The organism is Neptunomonas japonica JAMM 1380 (genome assembly GCF_016592555.1).
Lineage (GTDB): Bacteria > Pseudomonadota > Gammaproteobacteria > Pseudomonadales > Balneatricaceae > Neptunomonas > Neptunomonas japonica_A.
Map to the genome: position 1 here is coordinate 835094 of NZ_AP014546.1, position 18014 is coordinate 853107.

General features: G+C 40.8%; 14 protein-coding genes. 12 read left to right on the top strand and 2 right to left on the bottom strand.

The genetic code is table 11. From position 1 onward, the window contains the following. The 6 genes from NEJAP_RS03805 to NEJAP_RS03830 all read left to right on the top strand — a co-directional run bounded on the left by NEJAP_RS03805 (position 1) and on the right by NEJAP_RS03830 (position 6140). Positions 1 to 489, top strand: a complete 489-nt coding sequence (locus NEJAP_RS03805) for a DsbE family thiol:disulfide interchange protein (RefSeq protein ID WP_329610929.1) — start codon at positions 1 to 3, stop codon at positions 487 to 489. A 2-nt stretch (positions 490 to 491) separates the two neighbouring features. Next, on the top strand, positions 492 to 956 hold the full coding sequence (locus NEJAP_RS03810) for a cytochrome c-type biogenesis protein (RefSeq protein WP_201349373.1): 465 nt from the start codon (positions 492 to 494) through the stop codon (positions 954 to 956). Beyond that, positions 953 to 2206, top strand: a complete 1254-nt coding sequence (gene ccmI, locus NEJAP_RS03815) for a c-type cytochrome biogenesis protein CcmI (protein ID WP_201349374.1) — start codon at positions 953 to 955, stop codon at positions 2204 to 2206. Before NEJAP_RS03810 ends, ccmI begins: the two co-directional genes overlap by 4 nt. Positions 2207 to 2268: 62 nt before the next feature. After that, entirely contained in the window at positions 2269 to 3744 is a 1476-nt protein-coding gene (gene zipA / locus NEJAP_RS03820) for a cell division protein ZipA (protein ID WP_201349375.1), read from the top strand. A gap of 114 nt (positions 3745 to 3858) precedes the next feature. Beyond that, positions 3859 to 5925 carry an NAD-dependent DNA ligase LigA gene (ligA, locus tag NEJAP_RS03825; protein WP_236591054.1) on the top strand — a complete coding sequence of 689 codons (2067 nt, stop codon included), beginning with the start codon at positions 3859 to 3861 and terminating at the stop codon, positions 5923 to 5925. Next, positions 5922 to 6140 (top strand): YheU family protein, encoded by a 219-nt coding sequence (locus NEJAP_RS03830; RefSeq protein WP_201349376.1) that lies wholly within the window; start codon positions 5922 to 5924, stop codon positions 6138 to 6140. Before ligA ends, NEJAP_RS03830 begins: the two co-directional genes overlap by 4 nt. Before the next feature lie 68 nt (positions 6141 to 6208). Here the strand turns inward: NEJAP_RS03830 and NEJAP_RS03835 are convergent, their stop codons facing one another. Together NEJAP_RS03835 and mnmC are read right to left on the bottom strand one after the other, a co-directional pair. After that, positions 6209 to 6850, bottom strand: a complete 642-nt coding sequence (locus tag NEJAP_RS03835) for an HPP family protein (RefSeq protein WP_201349377.1) — start codon at positions 6848 to 6850, stop codon at positions 6209 to 6211. 87 nt (positions 6851 to 6937) lie between these two features. Further along, positions 6938 to 8908 (bottom strand): bifunctional tRNA (5-methylaminomethyl-2-thiouridine)(34)-methyltransferase MnmD/FAD-dependent 5-carboxymethylaminomethyl-2-thiouridine(34) oxidoreductase MnmC, encoded by a 1971-nt coding sequence (gene mnmC, locus NEJAP_RS03840; protein WP_201349378.1) that lies wholly within the window; start codon positions 8906 to 8908, stop codon positions 6938 to 6940. Between the two features lie 401 nt (positions 8909 to 9309). Here mnmC and tviB point away from each other — a divergent pair, with 401 nt between their 5' ends. The 6 genes from tviB to NEJAP_RS03870 all read left to right on the top strand — a co-directional run bounded on the left by tviB (position 9310) and on the right by NEJAP_RS03870 (position 18013). Next, entirely contained in the window at positions 9310 to 10590 is a 1281-nt protein-coding gene (gene tviB, locus NEJAP_RS03845; protein WP_201349379.1) for a Vi polysaccharide biosynthesis UDP-N-acetylglucosamine C-6 dehydrogenase TviB, read from the top strand. A 9-nt stretch (positions 10591 to 10599) separates the two neighbouring features. Then, on the top strand, positions 10600 to 11619 hold the full coding sequence (locus NEJAP_RS03850) for an NAD-dependent epimerase/dehydratase family protein (RefSeq protein WP_201349380.1): 1020 nt from the start codon (positions 10600 to 10602) through the stop codon (positions 11617 to 11619). Between the two features lie 89 nt (positions 11620 to 11708). Next, a complete protein-coding gene (locus tag NEJAP_RS03855; protein WP_201349381.1) occupies positions 11709 to 12899 on the top strand; it encodes a hypothetical protein in 1191 nt (396 codons plus the stop codon). Beyond that, positions 12896 to 13954 carry a glycosyltransferase gene (locus NEJAP_RS03860; RefSeq protein WP_201349382.1) on the top strand — a complete coding sequence of 353 codons (1059 nt, stop codon included), beginning with the start codon at positions 12896 to 12898 and terminating at the stop codon, positions 13952 to 13954. Before NEJAP_RS03855 ends, NEJAP_RS03860 begins: the two co-directional genes overlap by 4 nt. Positions 13955 to 14057: 103 nt before the next feature. After that, entirely contained in the window at positions 14058 to 16196 is a 2139-nt protein-coding gene (locus NEJAP_RS03865) for a bi-domain-containing oxidoreductase (protein ID WP_201349383.1), read from the top strand. Then, entirely contained in the window at positions 16196 to 18013 is a 1818-nt protein-coding gene (locus tag NEJAP_RS03870) for a heparinase II/III family protein (RefSeq protein ID WP_201349384.1), read from the top strand. Before NEJAP_RS03865 ends, NEJAP_RS03870 begins: the two co-directional genes overlap by 1 nt. The last annotated feature ends 1 nt before the right edge of the window (position 18014 follow it).

Here is an 18014-nt window from a genome sequence, read left to right on the forward strand (position 1 = left end):
GTGTTGTTTTGGAAGGGTTTACAACTTGATCCTACCGAGCTGCCATCAGCGCTTTTGGATAAACCGATACCTGAATTTAGTTTGCCTTCATTGCTAGATGATGGTCGTATGCTCACACAAAAAGATTTACAGGGTAAGCCTGCATTACTTAATGTTTGGGCAACGTGGTGTCCTACGTGCAAGCAAGAACATGCTCAGTTAAATAAAATAGCACGCGAAGAGGGCGTTGCTATTTACGGTATTAACTACAAAGATGATCGCGGAGCAGCAAAGGAATGGTTGCGTCGTTATAGAGACCCTTATGTATTGAATATCTATGATGAGCAAGGAACATTAGGTTTGGATCTGGGTGTCTATGGTGCACCTGAAACTTATGTTTTAGATGCCCAAGGAGTTATTCGTTATAAGCATGTGGGCGCAGTAACAGAGAAAGTATGGTTAAAACTGCGTACTGTAATGCAACAGGTTTCTACAGAGTCTCAGGGGTAGTGATGAGATTAGTTATAGTAATTTTTACATTGCTGTTCTCAATGGCTGCTACTGCAACCATTGATACATATGAATTTAAAGATGATGCAACGCGCGAGCGCTTCCAACAATTGACCAATGAGTTACGCTGTCCGAAATGTCAGAATCAAAACTTGGCAGGGTCAAACTCTCCTATAGCTTCTGATTTACGCAGAGAAATATATCGGATGGTGGAGGACGGTCAAAGTGATGGGCAAATTGTTGATTTTATGGTGGCTCGTTACGGAGAGTTTGTGCTCTATCGACCTCGAGTGACAGGTAATACATGGATTTTGTGGTATGGCCCTTTTGTCTTGCTTGCGATCGGTGCTGTTGTGCTCTTAATGCTCACCCGTAAACGTAAAAAAACAGCTGTTATAGATAAGAAATTGAACGAACAAGATAAAGCACGTTTAGCAACACTGCTGGATAAGGGAAAGTCTAAATGATTCAATTATGGCTAGGTATAGCACTACTCACATTGGTAGCGCTTTCGTTTATTTTTATTCCTTTTATTAAAGCAAAGAGAACGCAACAGACGGTAGCTGAAGTTGGTCGTAAGCATAAAAATATCGATATATTTCAAGAGCGCTTATCTGAATTAGATGCGGAGCGTGCTGCAGGTAATTTGCAAGACCAAGAGTATGACGCTTTAAAATTAGAGCTTGAAAAGAACCTGTTAGAAGATGCCAGTGAAGATGATTCAGCTGTTGTTGAAAATCCGATTGGCACAAAGCAATTAGTGACTGTTACGTTGATGGCATTGCTTGTACCTGTTATTGCTTTTGGATTGTATTTTGAATATGGAAGTGCGCGACAGTTACAGGTGGCTATAGATCATCCCAAACAGTTTGATTTTGAGAATGGTAAGCAACCGACAGTTGATGAAGCAATTCAGATGTTGGTGAGTGAGCTTAAGGAAAATCCAGAAAATGCTGAAGGGTGGTACATCTTAGCGACAACGTATATGAATTTGGGTAAGTTTGAGGAAGGCGTCTCAAGTTTTAAGCGCGTTCTTGATATATTACCCAATGATGCACCTCAGTATGTTGGTGTGATGGGGCAGTATGCTCAAGGTCTGTACTTTGCTAAAGGTGGCAAAATGGATCAGGAAGTAAGGCAGCAAATTCAGCGTACGCTGGACCGAGAACCGTTGGAAGTAACCTCTTTAGGTTTGTTGGGAATAGATGCCTTTGAGCAGTCTCGTTTGGAAGATGCTATCGCTTACTGGCGAAAGGCTTTGGCTAATGCAGAGCCTGGGGCTGCAGAGTCTTTAAAAACAGGCATTCAAAGAGCATTGGAGCAACTAGCTAAAGAGGGTAAGGCTGTACCTGATGTTCCAGAGCTTGCGAGTGCTTCAGTTCAGCTGAACGTAGCTATAGATCCACAGTTAAGTGATCAGTTATCAGCAGATCAGGTTGTTTTTGTCTTTGCTAAGCCTGTTGGAGGAAGAATGCCGGTAGCTGCAGTGCGCTTAACGGTTGGCGAATTACCAACAATGATAACGCTTGATGATAGTTTAGCAATGACGCCGCAAGCAAAGCTGTCTTTGCATCCGAATGTTGAAATAGCGGCACGAATTTCCATGACTGGCCAACCTGAGGCTGTAGCAGGTGATTTACAGTCAGCAAATGTTCTGGTTTCAGTTAAAGAACTATCTGAACCGGTAAACCTTCTTATCGATCAGATTGTTCAGTAAGGCTGTTCGGTTTATAGTAAGCGTATGATTGAGTTAATGTTTTCTGAGGCAAGTGTTTAAACATGGATATCGGCTTAAAAGAGTGGTTAATAATTGGGGGGCTTCTGCTTATCGGCCTAATTATTTTCGATGGCTGGCGCCGGATGAAAGGACAACGTAACACTTTGAAAATTGATATTGACAGAGATTTTACAGACTCTGACGATACTGATGTGGCTGAGGGCGCTCATAATCCAGAGTTACCCAATGGCGGTGCTAGGGCATTGCCAGATGATTATCATGATCAGTCTTACGTTCATGAGAGAAAACCTTTAAACACATCGGAGCGAATTGATCCTGGATTTGATCATTTGAATGATCGTGTTGAGTCTAAAGCTGAGCCCCAAACAGAAAGCACTTATAAAACAGAAGAAAATCCTAAGGTTGCTTATCATCAGTCAGAAAGTAACCACTCAAATGCTCTAGCTTCAAAGCCGCAGCCTGAGTTTGATTATAACGAATCGCCTGAACATGTAGCTGAGCAGCCTTACTCTCAGCCAGAAGAGCTGCCTGTAGAGCTAGATCCTTTATTTGATGATATTCCTGAAATATTATCTCCTGTTAGGCAAGCAACGGTTGAGCAATTAGATACGACACCAGCAGAGCACAATACAAGCGATAATGAGCCAGCAGTTCCTGAAAAGTCTGAATACCTAGATCTTGAGCAGCCCATTACAGTGCTGATGCGTCAGGCCTCTGAGAAGCAGGCTGACGATAGTCCGCAACAATCGCAAGAAGAGATGTTCTTCTATCCTGATGAGCAGGTACCTAGTGACGATGATAGTGATAGTCTTTCAGGAGCGAATCTGGAACTTGGTTCTGAATCTCATATTGAGCATCAAGAAACTGAAAGTGTTGCTCACTATGAGGAGCCGAAGGTTTTACATAATGCTAATGCTGACAACATTGGTGAGCCTGTTATTGATACAGAGCATGAGAGTAATTCGATTACAGAATCTACGGTTGAAGATTTAGAGCTCAAGCCCGAACAAGACTCTCTGTTTGAAAGTGAGCATTTAGATAGTGCTAGGAGTGAGCGTAAAGCTCTTGAACAAGCTCCTGAACCTGAAGAAGTGTTAGTCATAACGGTGGTTGGAAAACAGCAGCCTTTAGATGGACAAACACTGCTTCAAGTCGTACTGGCGTGTGGGATGCGCTTTGGTGATATGAATTTGTTTCATCGATTTGAAGAAGGTGTCGACAAGGGCCCTGTGCAGTTTAGTATGGCAAATGCGGTTAACCCAGGAACATTCGATTTAGATCATATGTCCGAGATGACGACGCCGGGTGTTAGTTTCTTTATGTCGATGAGTGAACCTGAAGATGCTAAGAATGCCTTTGAGTGTATGTTAGCAACAGCCGAAACGGTTTCAAAGCATTTGGGAGGTGATCTGCTAGATGAAAATCGTTCAGTGATGCGTCCACAAACCAAAGCGCATTACCGTGAACGTATCCGCGAATTCGAAATGCATAACCTTCACCGACGTAATCTTTCTTAAGATATTCTTAATTTAATCTGTTGGTCTTTTGATGGTTCTTTTGAGTATAAGTATACCCAGAACCTCAAAAGGCTTTAGTGCGCTTGTTCATATAATATAGTTCCAAAATACCTTATGTCTGATAATAAAACATTGTTTCAGGGTGATGCTGCTATGGCTGATATATTGATAGAAATTAAGCAGCTTCGCGCTGAGATTGATCAGCATAATTACCGGTACCACGTACAAGATGAACCAAGTATCCCCGATGCTGAGTACGATCGACTATTTAAGCAGTTACAGGCTTTAGAGCAGACTCATCCTGAACTTATATCAGATGACTCACCGACTCAGCGAGTAGGTAGTACGCCTATAAGCGGATTTGAAGAAGTTAAGCATGAAATGTCGATGCTATCACTTGATAATGCTTTCTCTGAAGAAGATTTGCGTGACTTTGATCGGCGTGTACGTGAGCGCTTAGATGGTTTGCTAGAAATTCCTTATGCCTGTGAGCCTAAGCTTGATGGTATTGCTGTTAGCTTGATGTATGAAAAGGGAGAACTGATCAGAGGCGCAACGCGTGGCGATGGCTCAACCGGTGAAAATATCACGCACAATGTTAGAACGATTCCTTCTATTCCGTTAAGGCTTATGGGTGAAGGTATCCCTGAACGCCTTGAGGTACGTGGCGAAATTTATATGCCTAAAGCGGGTTTTAATGCGTTGAATAAGCGCGCGTTGGCTAAAGGCGAGAAAGCATTTGTTAATCCTCGAAATGCGGCAGCAGGAAGCTTACGTCAATTGGACGCACGTATTACAGCTACGCGGCCATTAGAAATGTGCTGCTATGGTATTGGCGTCTTTTCTGGTGGTGTAATGCCAGATACTCATGTGGGTTCTATGCAGCAGTTGAACCGTTGGGGTTTCAAGATAAGTCGCTACCTTGAATTAGTCGAAGGTGCAGAAGGTTGTTTTGGCTATTATCAACGCATGGCCGAGTTGAGAAATACCCTTCCTTATGAGATAGACGGTTTGGTATTCAAGGTAGATCAATACCAGTTACAAAAAAACCTTGGCTTTGTATCAAGATACCCGCGTTGGGCCATTGCGCATAAGTTTCCTGCACAAGAAGAGATGACTCAAGTTGATAGTGTGGAGTTTCAGGTAGGCCGTACAGGCGCTATTACGCCTGTCGCTCGCTTACAACCCGTTTTTGTCGGTGGTGTTACTGTCAGTAATGCAACGCTGCATAATATGGATGAAATCGAGCGATTGGATTTGCACGTAAAGGACTGGGTTGTTATCCATCGCGCCGGTGAAGTAATTCCTAAAGTCGTTAGAGTGGTTGCTGACAAGCGTCCGGCTGATGCCAAAGAGGTCTGTTTTCCGAAGCGTTGTCCTGTTTGTGGATCAGACATAGAAAAAATTGAAGGTGAAGCGATTGCGCGTTGTAGTGGTGGCTTGAGTTGCTCGGCGCAACGTAAAGAGGCTTTACGCCATTATGCGTCCCGTAAGGCCATGAATATTGACGGTCTTGGTGAGAAACTGATTGATGCGCTAGTAGATAAAGACTTATTAAAATCTATTGCTGATATTTATCTATTGAAGCATGCCGACATAGCGGGCCTAGAGAGGATGGGAGCTAAATCAGCAGATAACCTTTTGGTTGCCATTGAAAAGTCTAAATCAACAACATTGGCTCGTTTTATCTATTCGTTAGGTATTCGTGAGGTGGGAGAGGCCACTGCACGAAATTTAGCCAACGTTTATGGTGATCTCGATGCCGTAGTTGCTGCGAATGAGGAGCAATTATTGGCCGTGCCTGATGTGGGAGAAGTAGTAGCGCACCATATCAGAACGTTTTTCCAGCAAACGCATAATCTTGAAGTGGTTACTGCCTTGACAGAAGCGGGCGTTCATTGGCTGCAGCAAGAGTCAATGCCACTGGAAAACCAGCCTTTACTTAATAAAGTGTATGTTCTGACTGGTACACTTGAACTAATGAGTCGAGATGATGCTAAAGCAAAGTTGCAGCAGTTAGGCGCTAAAGTGTCTGGCAGTGTTTCGAAAAAAACTGACTGCGTAGTCGCAGGGCCAGGGGCAGGTAGTAAGCTGGCAAAAGCAGAATCTCTAGGTGTGTTAGTGTTAGACGAAAAAGCGTTTGTGGCGTTATTAGTGTCTTATGGAGTGGTTTCGTCATGATAGTGCCAATAGAGTCTATTTCTGCTGAAGCTTTAGAGGGTTTGATAGAAGAGTTTGTTACACGCGATGGTACTGATTATGGCTACGAAGAGACGCCTCTTATTTCGCGTGTGGAGCAAGTTAAGAAGAAATTGAAAAATAAAGAAATCGTAGTCTTGTTTAACGAAGCGACAGATGAAGTTAACTTGGTGTTGAGTGAACGCCTAAAAGGCTAAGCTCTTGAGTATCAGTTTTTGTTTCAAGATTAAAATCATTCCTTGGTTTTTGCTAACCGCTTAATTGTTTACGCCCAGCTTTCAATATGCGATCCACTGATTAATAAACGTAAAAGGTCTGAACGACACACTATACCGAGGAGTTGGTTGCTCTCATTAAAAACTGGCATCGCGTTAATTTCATATTCTATGAAGCTAGATGAAATAACGGAGATGTCTGTTTCTGGAGATGCAGCAATCAGCTGTTGAGTATAGAAGTTGGCAATGCTAACGGGCGAGTCTTTGCCGTGCTCTATGATATCGATATGTGAAATGATACCAACAGGGTCGTCTTCTGCATCTGTCACCATTAAATGGCTGACATGTAACTCCTGCATTCTTGCCCATGCTGTTTTGAAGGTTACTTCGCGAGCAATAGTATGAACAGGATGACTCATTACCTGGGCAGCTTTAAGTTTGGTAGCTTGCGGTTTCTTTTTTTCAGGGTTGAGCGCACTGTAAGTATTTGCTGATTGTTCTTGTGGCTGTTTGGCTGATTCTTTGTTTAGGATGTGAGTAAAGTTTTCACCGTCGGCGTGTACCTTTTTTTCTATGCCTGCACTGTCGTGTAGGCCTTTGGAAGGTGCAGTGCTTTCGACGCCACGGGTTGGGAAAACCGACTTCACCGGCGTTTCAATTCGGTTGCCGTGGTCAATTACTATTAACGACATAGGTTGTTTTCCATAGGTTACTACCTTGTTTATATTAGCTCATGGCTTGAGTATCGGCTGTTATTGCAACTCCTTGATAGTAGCCATCTATTTCTTTCCTTTAATAAGTGACTTGATGATAAAGCGTGCCGGGTGCAGTGCTTGGCTTATCTCTCGTGGGATAGGCAGCGGTTCAGAGCATATGCTTGAAGCCAGATACTCTGCTATTAGCGGTGCAGTAATTAGGCCTTTAGAGCCGTGTCCTACATTCAGGTAAAGACCCTTATGTAATTCAGGGGGGGCATTCTTAAACCTCCAATTTTTATCATCCCGTAACTTAGCGTATTGTTCAAAATAAGCTGCAGCGACGGGTGCTGGGCCTGCAATAGGTAAATAATCAGGTGTTGAGCATCGGTAACCGACTCTTCCGTTCCAGTGATTAGGGGGCGGAAGGTGTCTCGCAAAAGAGCTGGCCGCATTGGATATCATACTTAAATTACTATGGTGGTCGGCCTCTCTTACCTGTGGAGACTGGTCGTGTAGATCAAATGTTGCGCCGAAGGTATAAAGGTTGTTTAAGGGGGGAGATATATAGCCTTCACCGCAGATAACCGTTTGTAACTCACTTTGGGAGTCATCAGTTTGACTAATAGAGACTTGTCCACGGATCTTTTTAATAGGTAAGTGATTGAGTTGTTCAAACTCTTTTGCATGGGCTGCAGATGCAACAATAACAATATCGGCAGCATGCATTTGATTGTTATGATCTAGCACTGCCCAACGTTGATCAGATGTTTGGGTTAATGATGAGATCGTTGTGGAAAGTGTTAATTGTATTTTTGGATGATCAGTTATTTTTTCGCAAAAAGCTTTGGGTTGTACCCATCCAGCTCTTGGAAAAAATAATGCTTGGTGTGCTATGGGCGTACCGGCAATTTGCGAAGCTTCAGTAGCTGATTTAAGAGAAACCACATCGCTAGAGTAATCTCCACTGTCTGCGATAGCATTTTGCTTCGTTGCTTCTTTTTCAGACATGGCGAGCTGTAATACACCGCATTGTGATGCTGTTTGATTATCTAAGCATTGATAAGTGCCCAGCAGTCGCAGGGTATATTCTAGGCCACACAGGTGTAACTCCCCTCCCAATGTGGGCTTGGTTGGTAGTTTTGCATAAAGCGCTCCTTGACGATTCCCGGAGGCTTCTTGGCAAATGTCATTACAGCGATCAATTAACTGGACTTTGATGCCTCTTCGGGCGAGGGCTTCTGCCGTACTGCAGCCTGCAAGTCCTGCCCCTATAATAATAGCGCTTCTTGGTTTCTTGATTTTAGGGAGAGTAAACCAGGGGAGTTTTGTTGGTGTTGTCGCTGTTTTGGGTTGAGTCATTGTTCCTGAGAGCATGTCTCTTTTCTTCCCAAAGCCTGGTCTTTTCTTAATATCAAAGCCTTCTTCAGCCAACCCTTTTCTAACAAAGCTAGCAGCCGCGTAAGTAGCTAGTGTTCCGTTGTTTTTTGTAAGCCTAGCGACATGAAAAAAAAGTTCTTGGCTCCACATGGCAGGGTTTTTTGCCGGGGAAAAACCATCGAGATACCACGCATCAATCGCAGAGTCGATGCGCTGTAAGCTAGTAGCTGCATCGCCAATACAAAGGGTTAAATAAAAACGGCCTTTATCGAAGATGAAGCGATGCATACCCTGAATATAAGGAGGGTATTGCTCCAGCAACTGCTTTGCATAGTGTTGGAATTGAGGTTGTTGTGTGAGTACTTTTTTTAAGTCGATGTATGTAAGAGGATGCAGCTCGGTCGAAATGAAATGCGCTCCATGTAGATGGGGTGTAGGTAGTTGGTTTAATGTGTCTAGGGTGCAAAGTAAGTTTGAGCCGGTCCCAAAGCCTGTTTCAGCAATTGTTAGATCGCTCATTAGCTTTTCATTGCAGCGTTCGGATAATTTATTGCCATCAATAAATACGTATCGACTTTCAGCAATACCATCTGCAAGGCTGCAATAAAAATCACCGAATGATTCCGAAAGTAGCGTTCCTTCGGACCAGGCAAGCCGGGCATGATGTTGCTTCATTTAAAGCCTATTCGTTAGTTAAAAAGTGTATTGTAAGGTAAGAAAGAGTGGGGATCGAATATAGCGCAAAATGAGCCTGGAAATGCGAGGTGTAAAGGTTAACATTACCTGACTAAACAGTGAATATTGATAATGGATTATCATTTTTTTTTGGTGAGGAGTGCAGCATAGTACAGGCCTTTTTGCTGTGCTAAACTTGCCAGCTATCTTATAAATTAAAAGAAGATTTCCGGCCTTATGTGAACTACTCTTTAAGGCTGTATGGCTAGTTTATTGCTTCTTTTGAATATTTGATCTCAAAAAAGAGTGGTTTAAAAATAATCTCATATTGAGTAAATATTAATTAACTGAATTTAATGACATTTGGCTCTTTTTCGAGCTTTTTATTGAAAGGCATTTCGATGAACTTTACAACTCATGATACTCGTATAGCAATTCTTGGTTTAGGTTATGTTGGACTTCCGCTGGCTGCCGAGTTTGGTAAGCACATACCAACATTGGGTTTTGATATTAATAAAGCTCGATTAGAAGAGTTGCAAGGCGGTTTTGATAGTACTTTAGAAGTCAGTAAGGAAGAGCTTGTACAAGCATCACTGTTAACATATAGCTCTGAAATCGATGCACTTAAAAAATGTAATGTGTTCATTGTGACAGTGCCCACTCCAATCAATGAGCATAAACAACCTGATCTTACTCCATTGCTAAAAGCGAGTGCAGTGATTGGGAAGGCTCTGAAGCAGGGCGATGTTGTCATTTATGAATCCACTGTGTATCCAGGAGCTACAGAAGAGGAATGTGTGCCTGTTTTAGAGCGTGAATCTGGCCTTGTGTTTAATAAGGATTTTTACTGTGGATATAGCCCTGAGCGAATTAACCCAGGCGATAAAGAACACCGTGTTACCAGCATCCTAAAGGTAACTTCGGGTTCAACACCGGAGGTTGCTGATTTTGTTGACAACCTTTACCGCTCAATCATCACAGCAGGGACTTATAAAGCAAGCTCTATCAAAGTAGCTGAAGCTGCTAAGGTTATTGAGAACACGCAACGTGATGTCAATATTGGTTTGATCAACGAACTCGCAGTGATTTTTAATAAGCTAGATATCGATACTGAAGAGGTCCTCAAAGCAGCTGGGACTAAGTGGAACTTCTTGCCATTTCGTCCGGGCTTGGTTGGCGGTCATTGCATAGGTGTAGATCCCTACTATCTAACTCATAAAGCTCAATCTGTTGGCTATCATCCCGAGATAATTTTAGCTGGGCGACGTTTGAATGATGGTATGGGTGCTTATGTTGTAAGCCAATTAGTTAAATCTATGTTGAAGAAGAGAATTCAAGTAGATGGTGCTCGTGTGCTGGTATTAGGTCTTACTTTTAAAGAAGATTGCCCTGACCTGAGAAACACGAAAGTAGTTGATATTGTAGGTGAGCTTTCAGATTATGGCATTAATGTTGACTGCTATGACCCATGGATTAATGCTGCTGATGCAGAGCATGAGTACAACATCACCCCAGTATCAGTACCTGCTCAGGGGGCTTATGATGCAGTAATTATCGCAGTAGCTCATAAGCAGTTTAAAGAGATAGGTGTTGAAGGTATTCGTGCATTCGGCAAGACTGAGCATGTTCTTTATGATCTTAAATATATTCTACCAGCCGATGCTGCCGACCTTCGTCTTTAAGGAAATAAAATGACTCGTTACGAACAGATTAAAACAGAACTGTTGGCTAGCCCTAAAACGTGGTTAGTAACAGGTGTGGCTGGCTTTATTGGCTCTAATTTATTGGAAACATTGCTGAAATTGAATCAGCGAGTAGTTGGCTTAGATAATTTTGCAACGGGGTTTCAACATAACCTAGACGAGGTTGAATCCCAGGTGAGCGCTGAGCAATGGGCGTGCTTTCAATTTATTGAAGGAGATATTCGTCAGCTGAGAGATTGCCATACTGCCTGTGCCGGTGTGGATTATGTACTTCATCAAGCTGCATTGGGGTCTGTGCCACGTTCAATTGATGACCCTATTGCGACTAATGAAACAAATATTAGTGGCTTTTTAAATATGCTGGTAGCAGCGCGCGATGCAAAAGTTACAAGCTTTACTTATGCCGCAAGTAGCTCAACTTATGGTGATCATCCTGCCTTACCTAAGGTAGAAGAAAACATAGGTAATCCATTATCTCCTTATGCCGTAACAAAATATGTCAATGAACTGTATGCCGATGTTTTTTCTCGCACTTATGGTTTTAATACAATAGGGCTGCGCTATTTTAATGTTTTTGGTAAACGTCAAAACCCAAATGGTGCTTATGCTGCCGTTATACCTAAATGGGCTGACTCTATGATTAGCGGTGAAGAAATTTTCATTAATGGTGATGGTGAAACGAGTAGAGATTTTTGTTATATCGAAAATGCAGTGCAAGCAAATTTGTTGGCTTCAACTGCTGATGAGAATGTTAAGAATGAAGTGTATAACGTTGCGGTTGGTGATAGAACAACACTTAATGAATTATTCGATGAGCTGAAAAATGCACTCGAAAATAACAGTGTTGTATATCAAGTTGATCGAATTTATCGTGACTTCAGAGTTGGTGATGTAAAACATTCTCAAGCTGATATAAACAAGGCGGCAGAGAAGCTTGGTTACTCTCCTAATTACCGCATATCAGAAGGGATTGAAATAGCGATGCCTTGGTATATAGCTAATAGATAAATACTATTATTTTTTGTTGAATTATTAGGGTGTTTAGTAAATAAACACCCTTTTGTTTTTTGTGAGCTAGTCCCATAAGGTAGGGTCTATTGAGTCGTATTTTATCAAGCAAGGCTTCTTTACTATTATCACCACTTGTTTTTAGTGCTGGAGTTGCTGCTGCTCGTTTGTCACCAATTTTAATTGGTATTGTCCTTACTGCTTTTTTGGGCGAGGGGTTATCTGATTTTGTTTCTTTTCTTTTGATAAGTAATATTTTAATTTCTTTTTCTTCGCAGGGTGCTCAGTCTTTAATAATTAGTTCTGAAGATAAAAACAATACTACAGAGTACAGCGGTTTTTCGTTTTTTGTTTTGGTTATTCTTTATTTGTTATTCGCTACCGCAGATTTTATTTATTTTAACTTGTATTCTTTTTTTGAAAGCCTTTTAGTGCTGTGTTACTCATCAGGTTATCTTGGTATTAATTTATATTGTGCAGTTCTTAATAGAAATAAAGAAAATGTTAAAGCCGGTCTTTGTTGGTTGTTTACTGCTGCGGTTGTTTTTGTTGCTTCATTTTTAGTAGTTATTTTTTCTGAGTCTTATTTGGTTTTTTTAACTACCTACTCAATGTTATGGTTTTTTTGGTGTCTCTATGTATTGAAAGATGTTATTGAAGTAAAAGTTTTCAAAATATTGTCTGTATTGAAAATTAATAAAAAGAGTTTTGCAATGCTCTCAATGTTTGGTTGTATTCCAATGCTGGGGATGTACCTATTAAAGGTCGATTACGATAGTGGTGCTTCGGAATCTCAAATGTTAGGCTTTGCAGTAGGTTTTCAGATGTTCTCAATGTCTTTGTTTTTACCAGGGATCCTAGGTGCTTTGGTTGTGCCGCGTTTAGTTGAACTATTATCGAAGTCTAAAGAAGTAGGTTTTCGCTGGAAAAGCTTACCGTTGCTTTTTTATGTATTGTTAAGTAGTAGTCTTGCTGTTCTTGGTAGTGTTTTTTCATTCGATATTTTTTCTTTATATGTAGATGCCCCATTAATTGAACAAATTGACTTGCTGAGGTCGTTTTTATGGGTGGCGGTGTTAGGCGCTGTTAATGCTTATTTTATTCAAATAGTAATGGCTAAAAGGCAATATGAAAGTTTGTTTATGTCATCTATTTTGTGGTTGCTGGTTATTGTATTTGTTGGGTCTGTATATGCACCTGCTCCGATATATTTGTCGTTAGGGAGTGCATATGTTGCATCAACATTTTATCTGCTTATTACTAGCAGGAGAGTAGTATGAAAAAAGTGTATTTCTTAGCTAATGCCTATAGCCCTCATGTAAGGCAATGGCTTTATAAAAATAAAGAAATTAATGTTGATGTTGATGTTCTTACTATAGATGTTGATGGGCCGGTTAAGCCGGAGGCCAACATTAGTTACATAGGTCTTCCAATTTTAAGAAAATTCAAGTTGTTACAGTATATCTATGCCGGACTTTATTTACGCTGTAGCAGAAAATATATTGGCTTGTTACATGCTCATAACACGTCCGGATACGGGTTAGTTGCATATCTGTCAGGGCGAGATTACTACCTCACAACCTATGGCAGTGAAATCTATTCTTGCGATCATAAGAGCGCTCTCTATTATAGAGTCATAAAGATGATACTTGATAAAGCATTAAGAGTGTCATCTACAACGCAAAAAATGAAATGTTATCTTATTGAAGAGTTAAAGATTTCTCAAAATAAAATATTTAATTTTTCCCTAGGTGTTAATGATGCCTTTTCAAAATCAACTATTACTGAAAAAAAGCAATTCATAATATTTTCTAATAGACGTATTGGAGAGTTATATAATACTGATCTTATAATCGATGGGTTTTATGAGTTTGTTAAGAAAGTTCCTAGCGCTAATGCCAAACTTATATTGTTGGAAGGTGATCTCGATCCTAAATATGCTGAACTTATTTACAATAAAGTAGATAGTTATGGGTTGGGAGCTAGTGTTGAGTTTGTTAAAGGGTTTGTTGCTGAAAGTGAGCTAGTAGAGTGTTTTAATAGATCCAGTTGCTCTATTTCTATACCAAAATCTGACCAGTTATCTTCATCGATTTTAGAGTCTATATCCGCAGGTGTCTTGCCAATAGTGAGTCAATTATCAGCATACGATATTTTGATTTCTTCAGGTGTCGTCTCTGTTGTTGAAAATTCAGTGGTTGATAGTTTTGAAGATGTTTATGATAAATTTATTAATAATGAGTTGGATGACTTTAGAGTAAAGTTAATGAATTTTTCTAATAATTTAAATCAAGATGTTAAGGGTGATTTGAAGAAATTCTATTCTGAAAATTGAAATTATTGAATTCTTGCTTGTGAGTGATTTGTAGATTAATTTTTTATCTAAATTGTAATTTTGATAAAATAAAACCAATAATATATGGCTGATGGGTTTATAAATGAAACAGGTTTTGCAGGATATGATAAAAGGTGGATCTACTATTGTTGAGTCTCCTACACCTCAAGCTACCCAAGGTAACCTAGTCATAAATACAACGACTACCTTGATTTCAGCTGGAACTGAGCGAATGTTGGTTGGTTTTGGTAAAGCCAGTTTAGTTGAAAAAGCGAGACAGCAGCCTGATAAAGTCAAAATGGTGCTTGAGAAAGTACAAACAGATGGACTGATGACAACGATAGATGCAGTAAAGTCAAAGTTAGCACAACCTTTGCCTCTTGGTTACTGCAATGTAGGCGTTATTGCCGACCTAGGAAAGAATACTGATGGGTTTAAAGTGGGCGATCGTGTTGTTTCTAATGGCCCGCATTCTGATGTAGTTCGTGTAGGTAAAAATCTTTGCGCAAAGATACCAGAGAGCGTAACTGATGATGAAGCAGTTTTTACTGTTGTGGCAAGTATTGGGCTTCAGGGTTTGCGACTAGCTGAGCCAACTATAGGTGAGTGTTTTGTTGTAACCGGTGTTGGTTTAATTGGGTTACTTACTGTGCAGTTGTTGAGGGCGCAGGGGTGTCGTGTACTTGCTATTGATTTTGATGATTCAAAATTAGAGCTTGCTCATAAATTTGGTGCAGAAGTTTGTAATCCTGGCAAAGGTGAAGACCCGGTTGCCGCTGGTATGGCCTTTAGTCGTGGTGTTGGTGTTGATGGGGTCATCATTACCGCTTCTACTAAATCGAATGATCCTATTACTCAAGCAGCAAGAATGAGCCGTAAGCGTGGCCGTATAGTGTTAGTTGGTGTGATTGGTTTAGAGTTAGATAGAGCAGATTTTTATGAAAAAGAGCTTAGTTTTCAAGTGTCCTGTTCATATGGGCCAGGTCGATATGACCCTAGCTACGAAGAGGCTGGACAAGACTACCCATTAGCGTTTGTTCGCTGGACTGAGCAACGAAACTTTGAAGCGATACTCGATATGATGGGCAGTGGAGCCCTTAATGTTAAGGAGCTGATTAGTCATCGATTTAAATTTGAAGATTCTGCTAAAGCTTATGATTTGTTAGTAGCCGATAGCACAGCTTTGGGTATTTTGTTGCAATACACGAGTAGTCTGTCTTCTCGGCATGTAGCCACTGTTAATCTAACTCCCGTTTCTGAATATCAAAAAGAGGGGCCTATTGTAGGCTTTGTAGGTGCTGGCAATTATGCATCTAGAGTGTTAATTCCTGCCTTTAAAGCAGCCGGTGCTGAAATGCATAGTATTGCTACATCTGGAGGAGTTAATGGGGTAATACATGGCGGTAAAGCAGGTTTTTCAGAAGCGACCACTGATACTTCATCTATGATAAGCAATAACAGCATTAATACTATAGCTATTGCGACTCGACATAGCAGCCATGCAAGTTTTGTTGTTGAGGCATTGAAAGAAAATAAAAATGTATTTGTCGAAAAGCCATTAGCTATTACTCATAATGAATTAAATCTCGTCAAAGAAATATATAACCAAAAATTGTTAGAAAACAAAGCGCCAAGGCTAATGGTTGGGTTTAACCGTAGATTCTCACCCCAAATACAAAAAATGAAAGCGTTACTCGAGCCGATAAAAGAACCTAAAAGTTTTATTATGACAATGAATGCCGGCCGCATACCTTCAGAGCACTGGACTCAGGATAATTTGATAGGAGGAGGGCGAATTATTGGTGAAGCGTGCCATTTCGTTGATTTAATGCGTTTTTTAGCAGGTTCCAAAATTGTATCGGTTCAAGCCAGGCGAATGGGACAGGTTGAAGGCATTGATATAGTGGAGGATAAAGCGGCTATTATATTGGGCTTTGCGGATGGTTCTTTTGGAACTATACATTATTTGGCCAATGGCTCGGCAAGCTTTCCTAAAGAGCGAATTGAAGTTTTTGCAGCGGGTGGCACTTTGCAGCTCGATAATTTTAGGAAGCTGACAGGCTATGGTTGGAAAGGTTTCAAAAAAATGAATTTGTGGAAGCAAGATAAAGGGCAGAATGCGTGTGTTGCTGCCTTTTTAGATAGTATTAAAGCAGGCAGTGAAGCTCCGATAGATGCTAATGAGCTATTTGAAGTCGCCAAGGTAACAATTGAAATTGCTGAACAGTTGCGTGCGCAATAGTGTTTATTATTAAAGTGAAAACAGCACTTTCATTAGGTGTTGTGAATTTTTTACGCTTTATTGTCTATAAAATAGGTATATCTACTGGATTGAACTCAGTAAGAAAAATTAATGCTCAAACGGAATTGGGTGATTTCTTTCTTCCATACAAAGGTCAGATACAGCACCTGAAAGTGAACGATCAATGGCTTGGTGCACATACTTTTTTTGGGAAAAAGAGTAGTGTTCTGGGCGTGCCTAATTGGCAGTTGAACTGTTTGACTCATGACTCTGTATGCTACGAAAAAAAACCGTGGTTTCTTATTTCAGATTTTGATAAAAACATAGGTGACATTAAAGGGATATGGGAAGCATCTCGATTTGACTGGGTCCTCTGCTATGCCCAAAGTGCAGCTAACGGTAATGAAAATGATTTAAACCGTTTGAACCTCTGGTTGAATGACTGGTTATCTAAAAACCCTCCATATTTAGGTATTAACTGGAAGTGCGGTCAAGAAGCATCCATTCGTGTTATGCATTTAGCTATGGCGGCAAAAATTTTAGGACAGTCACAAAGAAGCAGCATTGTACTGATGGCGCTTGTTAAAGCGCACCTCAAACGTATATCACCAACTATTATGTATGCTATTGCTCAAGATAATAACCATGGCACTTCAGAGGCTGCTGCGTTATTTATCGGTGGAAGCTGGCTGTCTATTAATGGTGATATTGACGGCCTAAAATGGGAAAAACAAGGTCGTAAGTGGCTTGAAAATAGGGCTGAACGACTCATTGAGAGTGATGGTAGTTTCAGTCAATACTCAATGACTTATCATCGCGTAATGTTAGATACATTCTGCATGGCAGAAGTTTGGCGTAAAGAGCTAGCTTTACCGGCGTTCAGCCCGCATTTATACGCTAAGTTAGACGTTGCTATTTTGTGGCTTTTCCAGATGACTCAAAGAATATCAGGAGATGCTCCAAACTTAGGTGCAAATGACGGCGCTCGGTTGTTGCCCCTAACGGGTACTGACTATCGTGATTTTAGGCCTTGTGTTCAACTTGCTTCATGTGTTTTCTTGGGTAAGTCTGCTTATCCTGAAGCCGGCGACTGGGATTTACCATTACAATGGCTGGGTTACTCTAAACCAAGCATAGAGATAGAAGAAGCTACTTCAGTAGACTTAGAAGGTGGCGGCTATGCTTTGTTGAGAAGAAAGCATGTTTTTGCTGTACTTAACTATCCGCACTTTAAATTTAGGCCCAGTCAGTGCGATGCGTTACATGTTGATTTTTGGTACTACGGCGAGAATATTCTTCGAGATGGCGGGACTTACAGCTATAACGCAGGTCAAAAATTTATCGATTACTACGGTGGAGTTGAGAGTCACAATACCGTGCAGTTTGATTCGCATCAGCAGATGCCTCGTTTAAGTCGTTTCTTATTGGGGAATTGGCTTAAAACGAAAGAGAAATCAGGGGTGGTTGAGAATAAAGAATGTACTATGTTTTCAGCATCATACCAAGACGGGCTCGGTTGTACTCATAAACGATACCTCTCCCTGAGCGATAATAGCTTTCAAGTGATTGATGCTGTAAGTGGCTTTAAAAGTAGTGCTATTTTACGTTGGCGCTTACAGCCGGGAGAGTGGGAATTAATAGGTTATACCCTTATAAGCCCTAAATTTCGTATTCAAATTAGCGCTGATGTATCTATTACACGATTGGAATTAGTACATGGGTTTGAGTCTAAGTATTACTATCAAGAATCTGAATTACCTGTTTTGGAAGTTGAAATAGAACAGGCTGGCCATATCACAACGGAAATAATTTTTTAAT